Annotated in this window: 17 protein-coding genes; 16 read left to right on the forward strand and 1 reads right to left on the reverse strand. The window is 37.2% G+C overall.

The genetic code is table 11. From position 1 onward, the window contains the following. Nucleotides 1-17: 17 nt before the first annotated feature. From rdgB to metK, 7 genes are all read left to right on the forward strand, one after another. Nucleotides 18-596 carry an RdgB/HAM1 family non-canonical purine NTP pyrophosphatase gene (rdgB, locus tag LLS04_RS06090; RefSeq protein WP_323610813.1) on the forward strand — a complete coding sequence of 193 codons (579 nt, stop codon included), beginning with the start codon at nt 18-20 and terminating at the stop codon, nt 594-596. A 2-nt stretch (nt 597-598) separates the two neighbouring features. Beyond that, on the forward strand, nt 599-1,318 hold the full coding sequence (locus LLS04_RS06095; RefSeq protein ID WP_323610815.1) for a TIGR01906 family membrane protein: 720 nt from the start codon (nt 599-601) through the stop codon (nt 1,316-1,318). Then, on the forward strand, nt 1,269-1,781 hold the full coding sequence (locus LLS04_RS06100) for a tRNA (cytidine(34)-2'-O)-methyltransferase (protein ID WP_323610816.1): 513 nt from the start codon (nt 1,269-1,271) through the stop codon (nt 1,779-1,781). The genes LLS04_RS06095 and LLS04_RS06100 overlap by 50 nt, the downstream gene beginning before the upstream one ends. 85 nt (nt 1,782-1,866) lie before the next feature. Next, on the forward strand, nt 1,867-2,007 hold the full coding sequence (locus tag LLS04_RS06105) for a hypothetical protein (RefSeq protein WP_003773197.1): 141 nt from the start codon (nt 1,867-1,869) through the stop codon (nt 2,005-2,007). Between the two features lie 12 nt (nt 2,008-2,019). After that, nucleotides 2,020-2,451 (forward strand): Rid family detoxifying hydrolase, encoded by a 432-nt coding sequence (locus tag LLS04_RS06110; RefSeq protein ID WP_323610817.1) that lies wholly within the window; start codon nt 2,020-2,022, stop codon nt 2,449-2,451. Between the two features lie 158 nt (nt 2,452-2,609). Continuing rightward, nucleotides 2,610-3,497: a YitT family protein gene (locus tag LLS04_RS06115; RefSeq protein WP_323610818.1), complete on the forward strand. Its 888-nt coding sequence runs from the start codon at nt 2,610-2,612 to the stop codon at nt 3,495-3,497. Nucleotides 3,498-3,777: 280 nt separating this feature from the next. Continuing rightward, nucleotides 3,778-4,872 (forward strand): methionine adenosyltransferase, encoded by a 1,095-nt coding sequence (gene metK, locus LLS04_RS06120; RefSeq protein WP_323610819.1) that lies wholly within the window; start codon nt 3,778-3,780, stop codon nt 4,870-4,872. Here the strand turns inward: metK and LLS04_RS06125 are convergent. Then, a complete protein-coding gene (locus LLS04_RS06125) occupies nt 4,862-5,929 on the reverse strand; it encodes a nucleotidyltransferase family protein (RefSeq protein ID WP_323610821.1) in 1,068 nt (355 codons plus the stop codon). The two genes, metK and LLS04_RS06125, sit on opposite strands and share 11 nt — an antisense overlap. 98 nt (nt 5,930-6,027) lie before the next feature. On the opposite strand from LLS04_RS06125, the gene trmB reads away from it, so the two are divergent. The 9 genes from trmB (at nt 6,028) to LLS04_RS06170 (ending at nt 17,471) form a co-directional block, all read left to right on the forward strand. Beyond that, nucleotides 6,028-6,660 (forward strand): tRNA (guanosine(46)-N7)-methyltransferase TrmB, encoded by a 633-nt coding sequence (gene trmB / locus LLS04_RS06130; protein ID WP_323610822.1) that lies wholly within the window; start codon nt 6,028-6,030, stop codon nt 6,658-6,660. Continuing rightward, the gene (locus tag LLS04_RS06135; RefSeq protein ID WP_323610824.1) at nt 6,660-7,724 is read left to right on the forward strand and encodes a M42 family metallopeptidase; all 1,065 of its coding nucleotides are present in this window, start codon (nt 6,660-6,662) and stop codon (nt 7,722-7,724) included. Before trmB ends, LLS04_RS06135 begins: the two co-directional genes overlap by 1 nt. Then, nucleotides 7,711-8,415, forward strand: coding sequence for a phospholipase D-like domain-containing protein (locus tag LLS04_RS06140; RefSeq protein ID WP_323610826.1), 705 nt, complete (start codon nt 7,711-7,713; stop codon nt 8,413-8,415). The genes LLS04_RS06135 and LLS04_RS06140 overlap by 14 nt, the downstream gene beginning before the upstream one ends. A 23-nt stretch (nt 8,416-8,438) precedes the next feature. Beyond that, nucleotides 8,439-9,074 carry a hypothetical protein gene (locus LLS04_RS06145; protein WP_115354700.1) on the forward strand — a complete coding sequence of 212 codons (636 nt, stop codon included), beginning with the start codon at nt 8,439-8,441 and terminating at the stop codon, nt 9,072-9,074. After that, nucleotides 9,058-10,383: a UDP-N-acetylmuramate--L-alanine ligase gene (gene murC, locus LLS04_RS06150; RefSeq protein ID WP_323610830.1), complete on the forward strand. Its 1,326-nt coding sequence runs from the start codon at nt 9,058-9,060 to the stop codon at nt 10,381-10,383. The genes LLS04_RS06145 and murC overlap by 17 nt, the downstream gene beginning before the upstream one ends. A 45-nt stretch (nt 10,384-10,428) precedes the next feature. Further along, the gene (locus tag LLS04_RS06155; protein ID WP_323610832.1) at nt 10,429-10,845 is read left to right on the forward strand and encodes a hypothetical protein; all 417 of its coding nucleotides are present in this window, start codon (nt 10,429-10,431) and stop codon (nt 10,843-10,845) included. Further along, entirely contained in the window at nt 10,838-11,719 is an 882-nt protein-coding gene (locus LLS04_RS06160) for a hypothetical protein (RefSeq protein WP_323610833.1), read from the forward strand. Before LLS04_RS06155 ends, LLS04_RS06160 begins: the two co-directional genes overlap by 8 nt. Further along, the gene (locus LLS04_RS06165; protein ID WP_013852749.1) at nt 11,716-12,711 is read left to right on the forward strand and encodes a LacI family DNA-binding transcriptional regulator; all 996 of its coding nucleotides are present in this window, start codon (nt 11,716-11,718) and stop codon (nt 12,709-12,711) included. Before LLS04_RS06160 ends, LLS04_RS06165 begins: the two co-directional genes overlap by 4 nt. A gap of 128 nt (nt 12,712-12,839) precedes the next feature. Beyond that, nucleotides 12,840-17,471, forward strand: coding sequence for an endo-beta-N-acetylglucosaminidase (locus tag LLS04_RS06170; RefSeq protein WP_323610834.1), 4,632 nt, complete (start codon nt 12,840-12,842; stop codon nt 17,469-17,471). Nucleotides 17,472-17,645: the final 174 nt, after the last annotated feature.

Below are 17,645 nucleotides of genomic sequence, written 5' to 3' on the forward strand. Positions count from 1 at the left end.
AGACTTGGAGGTATTCTATGGAACTATTAATTGCAAGCCATAACGAAGGAAAAATCCGTGAGTTTAGAGAACTTTTGGAACCTTTAGGCTATACTGTACGCAGCGCAAAGGATTATGGCATTTCAATGGATGCTGTCATTGAAGATCAAGCAACATTTCGCGGTAATGCACGCCTTAAATCAAAGTATTTATCTGAAAAAACAGGTTTAACAGTAATTTCAGATGATTCAGGCTTGGTCATCGATGCTTTACCCGATATACTTGGCGTGAAATCAGCGCGTTTCATGGGTGAAGATACACCATATGAATTAAAAAATAATGAAATATTAAGACGATTGGACGGGGTGGAAGATCGTAGTGCACGCTTCCATTGTGCCATTTCAATGTATGGCCCAAAGTGCGACGAAATTTTTGAGGGTGTAGTCGAGGGTGTAATTGGAGCGGTTCAAGAAGGTGGAACAGGTTTTGGGTATGATCCGATTTTCTATCCAGAAGGATCCGAACAATCCTTTGGCACAATGTCAAATGATGCGAAAAATGAAGTTTCTCATCGTGGTCGAGCGGTCCAACTACTCTTGAATTATCTAAGGGGGTAATGATGAAACGGAAATTTTATGGTGTTGCTGTCGTGATTTTTGTAGTATGTATGATGATTACAGCGATTGATATTTTATCGTTTAACAGAAGTACTTATCATAATTTTTATAAACGTGCGAATACTGCTCAAGAAATTGGGGTTACTGAGACGGAATTGGAAGATGTTACGGTAGAACTTTTAGATTATTTAAAAGATCGAGAGCCAGCATTATCGAAAACTGTGGTTATTCAGGGTGAAACGGTACCAATGTTTAATGAGCGTGAACACGAGCATATGAAAGATGTGAAAGCACTCTATCAAAAAACGATGTTGTTTCGTAATTTGGGTATGATTTTTGTAGCAATCATGATTGTGGTGAGTTTGGGTTCGGGAGATTATCTTGACCTGGTATTAAATCGTGATGTTTTAGGGTCAGCGCTGATTGTTTTGGCTGTAATTTTCGGAACAATTGCAATGATTGCGATTTTAGATTTTGATACATTTTGGATTACATTCCACAATATTGTATTCAGTAATGATTTATGGCTTTTAAATCCGAGGGTGGACCGTTTAATTTTGTTGGTTCCAGAACCCTTCTTTATGGCTCTTGTATATCGTATTTTTGCTGCTACTGCAGTGATATTTGCCCTTATGGGTGCTGCCTATTTTGGCTTAGATTGGAAGGTTAAATATGATTCACGTCGTGCTTTACGAACCGGAGATTCCTCAGAATACCGGTAATATTATGAGAACTTGTGTAGCAAGTGGTGCTGCACTGCATTTAATTGAACCGCTAGGGTTTATTTTGGATGAGAAGCGTGTTAAACGGAGTGTAATGGATTATTCGGATGATTTGGTCCTAACACGTCATCTTGATTGGGATAGTTTTCTTGAGACGGTTAACGGGCCTGTGTTTTATCTGACGCGTTATGGGGAACATACCCACAGTGATTTTGATTATACATCGATTGAAGAAACAGATATCTATCTTGTGTTTGGTAAGGAAAGTACGGGTATTCCGAAATCAATACTTAAAGAAAATTATGATCGTTGTTTCCGAATTCCAATGGCTCCCAATGCACGCAGTATGAATCTTTCCAATACGGTTGCAATCTGTGTTTTTGAAGTTCTGCGTCAAATTGGATATCCAGAATTAGCGACACATGAAGTTCTCAAAGGTAAAGACTTCTTAAAAGATTTCTAATGGTTTAAGGACATGAATGCGGTGGTGCGGATTCGTTGAATTCAAAAAACCATTAAACTATAATATAAGAAATGAGGTGACAGAGATGATTGAAGATTTAAATGGGTTCTTAAGTTTAGGAAGCCTTCTTATTATCGTCGTTGGTGCGATTGTGGGTTACTTCAAATTAAACAAACGCTTTAAGAAAGATGAAGAAATCGACGAGTACTATCGCGATTTATTGTAGGAGGCATGTAAGATGGTTCGAAAACAAATCCGTCCCGAAACGGGTCCGAAGTCCGTGGGTCCTTATTCAATGGGATTACTTATCGATAATACGGTTTATGTTTCAGGGCAATTGCCGATTGATGCGACATCGAATCTTGTTGCGGAAGATATCGTGAAGCAGACAATTCAAACAATTGAAAACATGGAACATATTTTAGAAGCAAGCGGTCTGAGTTTGAGTGATGTTGTGAAAACGACTGTCTATCTTACCGATTTTGAAGATTTTGATAAGATGAACCAAATGTATGCAATCTATTTTTCCTATCCCTATCCAGCTCGTAGTTGTATTGAAGTATCGCGTCTGCCGAAGAATGCGAAGATTTCAATTGATTGTGTTGCGATTGCGCGTGAAGATGTGGATTTTGAAGAAGATGAAGAGTGTGAGGGATGTTGTTGTGATTAGACAACAACCTCTTTTTTTTTATCTCAAATTAAATTTGTGCGTTTCTTCACATAGTTTTTATCATAGATTCACAAAAATAAGGTTTGATTGATTGGGTTTTTTGAAATATGTGTTATTATCAATTTAGAGTTAAGAAGGGATGTACTTAAAGTACAGTTATGATAAATATGGAAAATTTAAGGTTAATTAAACCCAAACATATAGTTGGAATTGTTGTTGGTGCGTTATTTTCGGCATTAGCAATTAAAACGTTTGTTCGTCCAGGGAATTTGATTCCTGCTGGAGCTGGTGGATTAACAATCTTATTACTGAAAGAGAGCAGTCGATTATTTGGAATTGAATTGTCTTATGGAATTGTGTTCTTCCTGATTAATGCTATCGTGTTGATATTTGTATGGAAAAAACTCGGTCGTCGTTTCCTTGCATTGTCCTTTTTACACGTTGGTTTGGTTTCGTTGTTTGTGGAAATCCTTCCTGTGGTTACCGTCTTACCTAATGTTGATCCTAATGATCAGTCGATCCTCCTAGCCATTTTTGGAGGAGTGATGAACGGTGTTGGATCTTCATTTGCTTTAAAGGTAGGGGGTTCAGCAGGCGGTACTGATTTTGTCGCAATTTATTACTCTATGGTTAAGAATAAACCGATGTGGGATAAAATTATGTATTTCAATATTACCCTATTAATTTATTCTGGCTTTGTTTATGGTTGGATGCTTGCATTGTATTCAATTATTTACCAATTTGTTTCAACGCAAGTCATTGATCACTATCATGATCGTTATAAGTTATCGAGTTTACATATTATTACGGATCTTCCAACAGAAGTTTCGGATGCTGTGATGGCTGTGACTCGCCATGGTATTACGAAGATTGATGGAATTGGGATGTTTAAACAAAAATATAAGGCCGTCTTGTATATTGTTGTGAATCAATTTGAACTTGCATGTATTATAGATGCGATCACGCAAACAGATCCGAAAGCTTTTATTGAGATTTCATCAGTAGAACGCATAGAAGGTAATTATCGTCAGAAACCGTTGGAATAAGCAGCAATGCTTATTCCTTTTTTCATAATTATCATTAATAGTTCGTCCTCCTCAATTTCTTTATTGAAAATTCCAGTCTATCTGTTGCTTTTTCAGTACAATTAGTTTAAGATGTAGGCACGATTATCAAGAGTTGAGGTAGAGAGTTAGCTCATTAACCTCATACCAACCTGCTAGAGCAAGGTGGTACAGCTAACAACGATAAGAAGCTATAGATGTATTTCTGAGCCTTAGTGTTGTTGCTAGGACTTTTTTTTATGTCGTTAGAAAAGAGGCTAGTATGAATTTAGTATATTTTACATCAGAGAGTGTTACGGATGGTCATCCGGATAAAATGTGCGATCAAATTGCCGATGCAATTTTAGATGAAGCATTAAAACAAGATCCTAATTCTAAAATGGCAGTTGAAGCGACCATTAAAGATAATTTTGTTTTAATTTATGGTGAGGCTAATACGAAAGCTGTGATTGATTATGCACAGGTTGCGAAAGATGTCATTGCGGATATTGGTTATCCAGAAGTATATGAAGTGATGGTTAAAGTTAATAAACAATCATCACAAATCAATAATGCAGTTGTGTCTCAAGAAAATGTAGGGGCAGGCGATCAAGGAATTATGTTTGGGTTTGCATGTAATGAAACAGAGAATTATATGCCCTTACCAATTCACTTAGCGCATGCATTATCAAAACGTTTAAGTGATGCGAAAGCGGAGATTGATTGGCTTTACCCCGATGGGAAAACACAAGTAACCGTTGCGTATGAAGGTAATGAACCAAAGTTTGTGCATACTGTTTTAGTGAGTGCATCTCATCAAGCTGGAATTGATCACGCTACCATTGAGAAAACAGTTATGGAGTCCATTATTAAACCCGTCATTGATTCAAAATGGATTACAGAAGAAACACGTTTTATTGTGAATCCAAGTGGTGAGTTTAGTATTGCAGGTCCTTTTAGTGATAGTGGTACAACGGGTCGTAAGATTGTAGTGGATAGCTACGGTGGATTTGGTCGTATCGGTGGTGGATGCTTTAGTTCGAAAGATCCATCTAAAGTGGATCGCTCAGCAGCTTACTTCTCACGTTATGTCGCAAAAAGTGTTGTGGCTGCAGGGCTTTGCGATAAAATTGAATTGCAATTAAGTTATGCAATTGGTTTATCAGATCCCCTTTCAATTCATATTGATACTTTCGGAACGCATAAACGTCCTGAATCAGAGATTTTAGACATAATAAAAGCCAACTTTGATTTTAAAGTCGGCAATATTATTTCGGAACTTGATTTATTACGTCCAATCTATCGTAATACCGCAAATTTCGGTCATTTCGGTCGTGATGGCTTCCCATGGGAAGTTATTAAACCGCTTAAGTTTTAATAATAAGTTCGGAGACTTCTTGTTTAAGAAGTCTTTTTTTTATCGTCTCATCTTTGGGTAAGGTGTAAACTTCAGTTGCGCGTAATTCCAGTTCTTTAAACTGGTAATGCTTAAATTGCGTTGTGTAGGGAATTTCATCATCGGACAGTTGTCGTAAGTAAGCTTTTCCTTTGGTGTTCATGCCCAAGACTCGAACGTGTTCTAGGGGTTGTTCAAGATCTTTCGTAAAATTTAAAAGTAAGTTCATTAAGGTGCGTTGTACCCGTGATCGTGTATAGCGTTTAGAGGTACACGTTTCAATTAAATCATCAAGAGGAAGATGTCGATGTTTGATGAATAGATTTTGAATCCCTTCTGAAACTAATGAATTTTGACTGAGTGTTTTAGAGGGTTGAACGGAAAGCAAATAGTGTATAAAGGGTTCATACTCCTTGAGTTGATAGCTTGTAAGTGTATTAAGGTCTAAAGGCGTTGTATGGCTAACAGAGATGCCTTCTTGATGTGCTTTACGAATTGCGGAGGCACTAGCGATGCTTGTACTAATGCTTTGATCGTGGTAGTTATTCGTACGGAGAATGGTTAATGGCGTTATCCCGTATGTTTGACATGCTTGAACGTAGTAGACACCTAAAATATCATTTGACTGATGGTTGGACGTATTTGAAGCATGGGCAAAGGAATGCCCTTGTTTCAGTAAGCCTTTATCAAACTGTGGTTTGACGGGAAGAACATTTGATTCTGAACCAAATACAAGGGACTGAATACCCACATGATTTAAGATTTCGACTGCCTTAAATGCGAAGACATCCGCACTTTGTAAAGTATAAATAGTTGGAAGTTCTAAAACTAAATCCACACCTGATTCAAGAGCCGCTTCTGTACGAACCCATTTATCCAGATAAGCCGGTTCACCGCGTTGTACAAAATTTGGTGACATGACCGCAATTAAAACATCACATTGCGTGATTTCACGGGTCTTTTTAATATGGTAACAATGACCATTATGTAAAGGATTATATTCAACAATAATCCCGGTTGCGGTGAGTTTGTTTTTCATATTTGTATTTTATCACATATTCATGAAAATAATGTAAAAAACAAGGTAAGAAGTCTTGAAGCATGGTACAATGTACATATTAAAATGAGGATGATTGCATGAGATTACGTAAAAAAGAGTGGAGCTCAGAAGTCTTTGAAACTTTTGCTGACTACACAGTAACAGAATTTGAAACAATTAAAGGAAATTGGAAAGAAGCACTCGGTAGCGAATTGCTTCATTTAGAGATTGGATCGGGTAAAGGTGATTACTGGCATCAGTTATCAGCGCTGTACCCAGATCGCGGTATTGTAGCGATGGAGCGTGATTTTACAGCGTCTTCAATCGCATTAAAGAAATTGGAAAAAAATCCGGGGGATCATAAGAAATTTATTTATGGCGATGCGGAAAATTTAAACGATATGTTTGCACCGGGTGAAGTTGATGTGGTTCATTTAAACTTTAGTGATCCATGGCCTAAGAAACGTCATACCAAACGTCGTTTAACTTATAAAGACAAATTGGATGAATATTATACTGTCTTATCGGATAAAGGTGAGATTTGGATGAAAACAGACAACGTAGGTCTTTTTAATTATTCACTTGTGAGTGTTGGCCAACATAAGTTTGAACTTGTGGAAGTGGATGTTGATTTTAGAAGTCATGAACATGAAGATCCATTTACCGAATATGAACGTAAGTTCCATGAAATGGGGCAACCGATTTTTAGAGCGATTTGGAGGAAAAAATAATGTTGAATGAAAAGCAATTAAATTGGTTTGAGACCTTAACACAACTTGATGGTGTGAGTGGTCATGAACATCAAGTAGCTCAATATTTATTTAACGAATATTCAAACTATACGGATGAAATTCTCCGTGACAACTTAGGAAGTATTATAGCGGTACGTCGTAGTAAGAAAAAAAATGCTCCTAAAGTTTTAGTTTTAGGACATATGGATGAGGTAGGGTTTTTAGTTCGAGAAGTTACTGAGACCGGCGTGTTAAAAATTCATCCTGTTGGTGGTTGGTTTAGCCAAGTGCTTTTAGGTCATCGTGTGCGTGTTACAACACGTCATGGTGAAGTTTATGATGGTGCTATTGGTGCAACACCACCGCATATGCTTTCAGCTGAAGATCGTTTGAAGCCAATCCAAATTCCACAGATGACTGTGGATGTCGGTGCAACAACACCTGAAGAAGTACGTGCTATGGGTATTCAAATTGGTGATATGGTTGTGGTTGATGGTGAATTCAATGTATTAAACAAAGGGAAACGTCTTTTAGCCAAAGCATTTGATAACCGTTATGGATGTGTAATGGGCTTGGATTTACTTGAAGCACTTAAAGATCAAGAATTGGATTACGATCTCTATGTTGGATGTAGTGTTCAGGAAGAAGTTGGGTTACGAGGTGCACAAACGGTCGCAAATCTTGTGAAGCCTGATCTTGCAATTATTCTTGACTGTTCGCCAGCGAATGATGCGTTAGATTCAAAAGCTATTGGTAAATTAGGCGGTGGTGTTTTGGTTCGTGTTATGGATGGAAATATGATTGCGACTAAAGATTTAATCTATAAGTTTGTGGATATATGTAAAGAACATGATATTAAGCATCAATACTACTTTTCACCTGGTGGAACGGATGCGGGTGCAGTTCACAAATCAAATTCCGGTGTTAAAACATTAACATGCTGTTTATGTGCACGTAATATTCATACATCCAGTTCAATACTTGATACGGATGATTACTTAGCAGCTCGTGAAGCTTTATTACACTTTATTGATAAGAAGACATGGGGTGATGTCATTGCGTAAGTTAATAACTGCATTGGTACTTTTACTTCTTGTAAGTGGATGTACACCTGCAGCGATCAATTATGATGACCTCGTTAAAAGTGCACTCAGTAGACCAATGCCCGAGGCGACCAATCATAATAAAAAATATTATCGTTATTATCTTTTACCTGATGTGGGGGTTAAGCAATCAACGCAAATCTCAACACTCTATGAAATTGATCGCAAACCCATCATGCTTGATCTTGATGTTGCGAATATTGTAGCAAAACGATATACCGAAATTACCGAGAATAATGAAGGAAAAGAAAAAGGGGATCAAAAAGAAGATTCTAAAATTCAATTCTCATCATTAATCAAAGAAGAAGCGGTATCATATCGTACAACCGGTACTTATGTAGACGGTTCGGATAAAGAACAACACTTTATCTTTAGTATTGTTGATTTAGAAAAGCATAAAGCTGTAGTGCTTGAAAATGGACAAGTCGATATGATGGCAATTGTAAATGATGCCAATATGGATATGATTGTGCAATCAATGTTTACAACGATGCGAAGCATCACAGTAAATGAAGATTTAGTAGTCCAAGATTTCTCGAAGAAAGATATTATCACGTATCATGAACGATATGAAGAATTCTTTGAGCATGCGATACCAGAATCTGGAGCAATCTCGGATATAATTGATAAGACAGCTCCAAAAACGGAGTAGGATAGAAAGGTAGAGGTAATATCATGTTTCGTCGTTTAGCATCAGTTTTATTTAAAGAAGAAGAAATCGTTATAGAAGAAGAAATTTCTGATCATGTTGGTGAAGTGGAAATTCCTGAGTTGAAACCAATTCTTCCCAAAGAAAAGAAAATTGTAGAAAAGCCAAAAACCGTAACAGAACATGTTGATATAACAGAGCCTGTTATAAGCGAAAAGCCTATTACTGATATGACTCCTGACGAGGCTGTGAATGCAGCCAGTGAGTTAAACCGTAAATCTCGCATGATTACGGCCGATGATGACCTAGCAAAACGTAAAATGGAGCGTGCTAAAGCAGCCCGCACATCCGAATTGGAAGTAAAAAAATTCGAATACCAACGAAAAGATATTATTAGTCCAATGTATGGTGGGCCTTCACAGCCCTCAGAACCTCTGGATATTCCCAAAAAGAATAAAGCCTCCAAACATGTACCAGTTGCAGAAGTAATTAGTCCAATGTATGGAAAGGTTCAAGAAGAATCAAAAGCAGAAGCACGTAAAATTGATGAGTCCCTTATGGATTTACGTGTGGATGATATTATTTCAAATGAAGGAAAAGGAGAAACCGTTCAAGTTTCTCTGTATGATTATTTAGAAGGAATTGATGAGCATGAAGAATAAACCAATTTATTTTATTGGTATTAAAGGGACAGGTATGGCAGCTTTAGCACGTATCTGTTATAAAATGGGTTATGAAGTTATGGGTTCAGATATCGATCGTCATTTCTTTACAGAAGATGCGCTTAGAGCGCTAAACATTCCAATTGTCCCATTTAACAAAAACAATATTAAGGATAATACAGTTGTTATTATCGGGAATGCATTTTTGGATGATCATGAAGAGGTTCAAGCTGCTAAGGAAAATCCGACGGTTGAAACATATCGTTATCATGAATATCTTGGGAAAATGATGGATTCTTATCGTACCATTGCGGTAAGTGGATCACATGGTAAAACAACAACCACAACACTTTTACGTGATATGTTAAGTTACTCAAAAGAAACCGGATATCTTATTGGTGATGGTCGTGGTGATTTACAACGTGATGATGAATATTTTGCGGTAGAAGCATGTGAATTCCGTCGTCATTTCTTAGCATATAAACCTAAAATCGCGATTATGACAAATTTTGAAATCGATCATGTGGATTACTTTAAGTCTGTTGAGGACTATTTATCCGCATTTAAGGAATTCGCAAAGAATGTGGAATCGTTAATTGTTGTTTGGGGTGATGATCCTCATTACCAAGACTTAACATTCGATGTGGAAACATGGTCTTATGGTTTTGGTGAAGCCAATAAAATTCGTGCAACTGAACTTGAAAAGACAACGACTCACAGCATCTTTGATGTTGAAGTGGATGGAAAACTTGTTCATCGTTTTAATCTTCCAATTGTTGGAGATCATATGATCTTAGATGCACTTGCGGTTATCGCGGTGGGTTTATATGAAGGCATTGAACCGAATGATATCGAAGCGGGTCTTCAAACCTTTACCGGGGCGAAACGTCGTTTTGTAATTGAGACGGGTAAAGATAATGTATATATTGATGACTATGCGCATCATCCTACTGAAGTCCGTGTAACCCTTGAAGCGGCACGAACACGTTATCCAGATCATAAAATCGTAGGGGTTTTTAAACCGCACCGTGTTGGTCGGGTGTATTATTTCGCAGATGAGTTTGCGGAGGCACTAAGCCTTGCAGATGAAGTGTGTTTATGTCCCTTTACAAGTATTGATGATGCGGAAGAGGGGATTGATATTGATATTACATACCTTCAAGAACGCATCAATGGAAGTCATGTTGTGGATTTAAACGATGATGACTTAGACTTGCTTGAGTCCTTTGGACCAGCAGTTTATGTCTTTATGAGTTCGAAAGATATTTATGATTTAAAAGATGCATTGAAAATACGTTTCAACGATTGAAAACTTTTTCATATACAGTTATAATGACATTAGAGAGGTGATAGAATGGATGCATTAATTCAGAATTTACGTGAAGTATCAATCTTAATTGCACCGATTGTAGGTGTAATTTGTTTAATTATATTGGCAATGATTTTGTATCGTATTTATGTTGTTGTGAGGGATTTGCCGAAAACAATCGACCGTGTTAACGGTGTTATTGATTCGACACAAAGTTCAGTGGATCAGCTTCAAGCACCTTTAAATACTTTAAATAATGTTACAAATACAGTGGACTTGGTAAATCAATCAGCCGTAAGTGCTGTGAGCTCCGTCGCAAGTTATGGAGCGAAGCATTCCGATGCCATTGTTAATTGGACCAAAGATTTTTTAGATAAGCGTCGTAATGGACGTACCCCTGAAAACTCAGAGGCTCAAGAAACTGGAGATGAAAAAGAGGAGGATTTTGGAATTTATGAGTAAATATGACGAAATATTAAATGAACTTGTTTATCAAATTGATGATGTTGTTTATAACTTTTATAGTGAAAGTAATGAAATTATCGCTTCAAAAAATGGTCAAGAGCGTCTTTTAACATTTAGAGATAAAACTTTAAATACCATTAACGATATGAATGTTCGCTCATTAGAAATCATTGCGGGTTTTAAAGATAGTGATCTTATCCAAGAACGTGCCGAACATTTACTTGAAAAAAATAAAGATATTGTGAATTCCGCTTTAGAAGTGCTTCGCGCTGCTCCGGAACGCAATGAATTTTTTGATGATTTAGGAAATCTTGCATCAGGTATTTTTGAATCTGCTAAGACAACTTTCCAAAAAGTAGAAGAATCGGAAACCTTTGATCGCTTTAAAGAAGGTGCGCTTCTTGGTCTGAAAAAAATGCAAAAGGGTTTGGATGACCTTGCAAAACATCCGGGTGTTGTTAAAAGCACAGAGATTGTAAAAGAAAAAACAAAAGAGGCTGTTGATGCTGGAACTCAGATTGTTAAAGATACATCTAAAAACGTTACGGATTGGGTATCAGAACAAGAATTAAGAGCTAAGGCAGAAAAAGTCTCAAAAGAAGTCCATGCAGGCGCTGAAACGGTAAAAGTTAAAGTCCATGATGGTGCTGAAGAAGTATCAGAATTTGTTGAAGATACCGTAGAAACGAAAGCACATGAATTTGAAGAAGATGCATTCATTTTTCTTGATACCTTAGAAGAAGAATTGGATCAAGTATCAAGAGATGCAGAATCAAACCTTGAACCTTCAAATATTGTAGAAGCGGCTGAAAAACAAGTTCGTGAACTCGATAAAAAATTAGATGAAGTAAAAGAGGATGAAGAAGTATGAAACGTGTAACGATTTATGATGTAGCGAAAGAAGCTGGGGTATCACTCGCTACTGTATCACGTGTAATTAATGGTCTCGAAATTGTTCGTGAAGAAACACGTGTTAAAGTAGAAACTGCAATTGATAAATTAGGATATAAACCAAATGCTATTGCTCAAGGCCTTGCTTTACAAAAAACTACGACAATTGCGTTACTCGTCCCTGAAGCAAGTTTTGGCTATACCGGTCAAATTATTAATGGTTTAATTGATGTCGCAAAAATTTATAAGTACAATATTATGCTGCACACAATGACAGAAGGTATCGTAGATATTAAAGATGTTATTGATGATATTATTAAATCACGTGTGGATGGTGTTATTATTTATAACGATAAACTTATGGAAAATGAATTGGCAGAATTGAATAAATATCAATTCCCAATCGTGATAATCGGTAATAAAATGTCTGATAAACAAATTTCATCTGTTTATGTTGATATTGAAAAAGCAGTTTATGAATTGACGATGCAGAAGATTCAAATGGATCCTAAAAACCGTGTTGCTGTGATTCAAGACCGCAAAAATGATTTCACAACAAACCAAATGGTGTCAGGGGTTCAACGTGCTTATCAAGAGTTAGGCATTGATGATGAAGGGTATATTGAAATTCCAGTAGATTACCGCCGATCCTATGATTATTTCTTGGATCATATTGAATCGATGAATTACAATTTCTTAATTGCAAACCGCGATTCTCAAGCGATTTCCGCAATGAATGCGGCGCATGAGTGTAATATGAATATACCTGAAGATTTGGAAATTGTATGTTTAATTGATACGAAATATAACTCAATGGTACGTCCGCGCTTGTCAAGCTTCGCCATTCCATCTTATGATCTTGGTGCAGTTGCAATGCGTGTTCTTACAAAAATGCTTAATGAGGATGAGGTTGAAGATAAAGAAATTGAACTCAGTTACCTTTATACACCTCGTCAATCTACAAAAAACTAAAAGACCCATGGGGTCTTTTTTTTATACCCAAATTCATATGATTTGTGACTTGTTCGGCGTGCGATTTCAAAATAACATATAGGTGTAAGCGTTTTCTAAAACGCATGCACATTTGAAAGGGGATATTTATGAAAAGAAATTCTAGATTTAAGTCATATGTAAAGACAACACTTGCGGTTGTCACCAGTTTTTCGTTATTATTACCTTTTTTTGTCATGCCATCTCATGCACTTGTTACTGGAGATGGAACGGATGAGGTGAATGAAGCATATCATGATGGGCTTTCACTTCAACCATTATCACCAGCTTTTAGACTCGAAACATTGATGAAATGGACTCCAAAATCAGATCCAGATGCATCTTTGAATCGTGCTACGATACCTTTAAATACCAACCGATTTAAAGGACATCAAATCAATGATCTTGCCCATCCTGACGCAAAGATTACGAACGCAGCGATTATCAATGCAAATCATGATAGCTCACCATCAACAGGTGGTAGTGATTTCAATATATACGCATTTGATAACTGGCAATACATCGATTCACTCATCTATTGGGCAGGTACGGACGAAGGTATTTTTGCTTTGCCATCTCCTGATATTGTGGATGCTGCGCATAAAAATGGGGTTCCGGTTTATGCTACCTTAGGATTTCCATGGGGAAGTGGTCAACCGGATTCTTTAAAAGAACTCGAAGCAATGGTTCAACAAAATCCTGATGGCTCCTTTCCAGCCGCAGATAAAATGATTGAAATTGCGCAATACTTTGGTTTTGATGGGTATTTCTTTAATCAAGAAACTTATGGATCCAATCAACGTGTAGCGAATCAATTGAACGCGATGCTCCGTTATATGCGTACTAAGTCCCGTGAAATTGGATATCCAATCAATATTTCTTGGTATGATGCCATGGCAAATAATGGGAATGTAAGCCATCAAAATGCGATTAATCAATCCAACGACTTATGGATGAAACCTGTAGATCATGCTAATGATTTTGGTGTTGATGAATTTTTCATCAACTATAACTGGCAAGGTCGAGTTCAAGGAACATCCGATTACTTAAAATCAATTGGACGTGATCCGTTTGCTGCTTACACAGGTTTTGAGATCCAACAACGTTCTCATAAAACAAATATTGATGCGCGTACTCTTATTGGAGCGGATAAGCGTATTTTATCCTCTATAGCGTTGTATGCGTCCAATTCCACCATGGGTCTTGCGAAAGATCCTGAAGATTTCCATAATCAAGAAAATATTTTATATACTGGACCACAGGGAGACCCTACAAAAGCAGACGACTCCCAAAATTGGAAAGGGATGTCTCGTTATGTAGTTGATAAGTCTGTTATCACTGGAACTGAATTTCAGACAAGTTTTAATTCAGGTCATGGACGTAAGTGGTTTACAGATGGTGTATTAACACGTGATGGTGCATGGCATAATCGCGCAATTCAAGATATCATGCCAACATGGCGTTTCTGGGTTAAAAATCTTCAAGAAGGTCAAGCGCGTGCTGCCATCGCATACGATTTTGATGATGCATACAATGGCGGGAATGCTTTAAAAATAGAAGGAGATTTTAAAGCAGGCGATACTAATGAAGTCATGTTGTATAGTACAAAACTGAATGTTACAGATACGACAAAAGTTGATGTCGTTACCAAGACGACTCCGAATACAACCTTACGTTTAGGGGTTTCTTTTAATGAAAACTATAAAGATCATGATGCGACTTTCTTTACACTTAAGTCGGATGAAAACGGTTGGGTACGCCACACTGTTGATTTATCCGAACATAGTGGTTCTGTGATGCATGCACTTAGTCTTCAAGTTGAAGCGAAACAAGCAGGGCCGATTAAAGTAAATCTAGGCCAAATTCATGTGTATACAAATACGGCACCACGCTTGGCCGGTCCATCAAACATTGTGGTAACCGAACAATTGCTTGCGGATGCTCGTATGGCTCAATTTAGAGCGACCTGGGACAAAGTAGACGGTGCTCAGTATTATGAAGTCTACCAAGTAAATAACGATGGAGTACCTGTGTTATTAGGCACAAGTACAAACAATCATTTCTATGCTGATAAGATTACTCGAAATGATGCGAACTCATTTGAAGACAACCATACAACCATTCAAGTAATCACCATAAATAAAGATGGACAACGAGGCCTTGGTACAGAGGGTCGTTTTGATTGGGGTGTTGACTTAAACCGAAGTGAAGTTGTGGAAATGGAAGTCCCTGTTAATGTTGCATTAAATGCAGAGGTAACGGGTGTAAGCCATCAAAATGATGCGGAACCTGCATCAAAAGCATTAGATGGAACAGCACAAGGAAACAGTAAATGGGCTTCATCACCAAAAAGTAATGGATACATGGATATCAAACTGGATGCACCCAAAACAATCAAACGTTGGCGTGTTGAACATGCGGAATACGGTGGGGAAGCTAAAGACATGAATACCATCAATTTTTCCCTTCACTATAAAAACGAACAAGGCGATTGGGCATTAGCAAAACAGATTAAAAATAATCGTGAAGCCGTAACTGATGTCTTATTAGATGAACCGATTACCGCTCAAGAGTGGAAATTGAAGATTGATTTAGCGGGATCATCGCCATGGCAAGCAGTTCGTATTTATGAATGGCAAATGTTTGAAACGGATTCATTCCCAAAACCAAATAACTTATTACTCAGTCAAGTTGAAGCAAAACCACAGGCTAATGGAAGAGGGTCTTTAACCTTTAAACATGTTCCTGCGAAAACAACCGTTCACTTATATCATAAACTTGAGGATAAGAAACCAATTCAATCCATCCGTAATGAGGAACAAGGAACCATGGTTCTTAAGGATTTTGATTTTAGTTTATATGATGGTTTAATCTATTACACGATTCAACCTGATTTCTCCGAAGAAAGTTTTAAAAACAGTATTGCTTTTGAAATCCCAACAGAAACAAAGGCAATGACTTCAATCCATATAACAAGTGATGTGAATGAAACCATAGAAGTACCATTTATGATTAAAGATCACGAAAAGAAAGTAGTCTTTGAAGGGATAAGTATTGAAGATGGAATTCAGAAAGAATTACCATTAGGAAATTATACGCTTACACTTAAAACACTTCCAAAAGGTTATCCTGATAATGTCCTTGAATATCCATTTGAAGTTAAAGATGATATAAGCATGAATCAAGTATCCATTACGCTTGTTCAATCAAAATCATATCAAGCCTTAAACATAGAGATTGAAGCGTATGAAAAGCTTGATCGTAAAATCTATACACAAGCATCCCTAGAACACGTAGATTCAACCATTCATGAAGCTAAGGCAGTCCTTGAACTTGAAACTGCGCAAGAAAAAGATTATGAATCGATGCTAATTAAGTTGAACGATGCTATCGATAAGCTTGAGAAAATTCACGATGCAGAATATGTGAAGCTTCAAGAGCGTATTCAAGAACTTGAAAGTTTGGACCGAAGTGTCTATACCGAAGCATCTATAGCCCAGTTTGATGCAATCTATGCTGAAGCTAAGGCATTACTTGAAGGTAATGAAGCACCCGAAACTCAGTATAAAACAATGCACGAACGTTTGGATAAAGCGTTTAAAGATTTAGTATTGAAATTAGATACAAAAGCATTGGATGCACTCATAGAAGAAGCAAAAATAATCGATCTAAGTCTTTATACAAAAGAAAGTATTGCGACATTCCAAGAAGTGTTGGAAAATGTTCAGGTATTACGTAATAAAGTAACGGATCAAACTGAAATGGATGCATTGGTTGATACGCTACAAGAAGCAATGACTGGTTTAAAACGTATTCGAAATACTGAATATCTTGAAAAACTAATCAAAGAAGCGGATGATGTAGATCTGGACTTGTATACTGAATCCAGCTTAATTCGTCTCCACGATGCCCATAAACATGCACGCACAATTGCGGCACTCGATGTATCAACACAACAAGATATTGATGATGCAGCAGAAAACCTTAAACATGCATTATCGTTACTTGAACGAATTGATAAATCACAAGATTGGGAAGCTGTTGATGAGCTCATTAAAATGATCGATGAACTTGAGGCAGATCGTTATGATGAAGCAACATTCAACGCACTTCATGAATTCGTGGAGAGTGTAAAAGACATGCGTACGAACCCTGATCTTTCACAAAATGAAATTGATGAAATTGCAGAGAAACTTCAAGATTTAACTTTAGATCTTCGTCCAGTCGAATTGGATCAAGAAATTATTGACCGATTAGAAAAACGAATTGATGAAGCACGTAACCTTGATTTAACGCACTATACCGAAGAAAGTGTAACTGTGCTTAATAAAGCACTAGAGAATGCAGAATCAATCTTAGAGCGTATTGGAGGCCGTCAATTTAGAAGTGTCTCAATACCAAAACCGGTTTCGCCAGAAGAACTAAATCAAGCTGTGTTAGAACTTGAGACAGCATTGGATGCGCTCGTTCTCGTTGAAGATACGGGTGAACCGGAAGAAAAACCGGAAGAAAAACCAGAAGAAAAACCGGAAGAAAAACCGGAAGAAAAACCGGAAGAAAAACCAGAAGAGAAACCAGAAGAGAAATCGGAAAAAGATTTAGCAAACGGTGACTCTGAAAATATGATCTCCAAAAATGAGACAACTACGGAACTGCCCAAAGCAGGTGTTTCCAGTACAAGCCACTATGGCGGAATCTTACTTTTAGGATTAGGATTAGTTTTAAAACGTCGCCATAAATAATAAATAAAAAGAGGGGAAACCCTCTTTTATGGCGCTTACAGCACACTTGTTACTTTGTTATCAAAGTAAATCTTAATAAAAATTTAATTTTTGGTTTTATCCTTGACAATAAATGACCAAGAGCGTATTATTGTACATGGTCAGTGATGACCGGTTGAACACCAAATATTCTTT

This window comes from Erysipelothrix enhydrae (assembly GCF_035066605.1).
GTDB classification, from domain to species: Bacteria; Bacillota_I; Bacilli_A; order Erysipelotrichales; family Erysipelotrichaceae; genus Erysipelothrix; species Erysipelothrix amsterdamensis.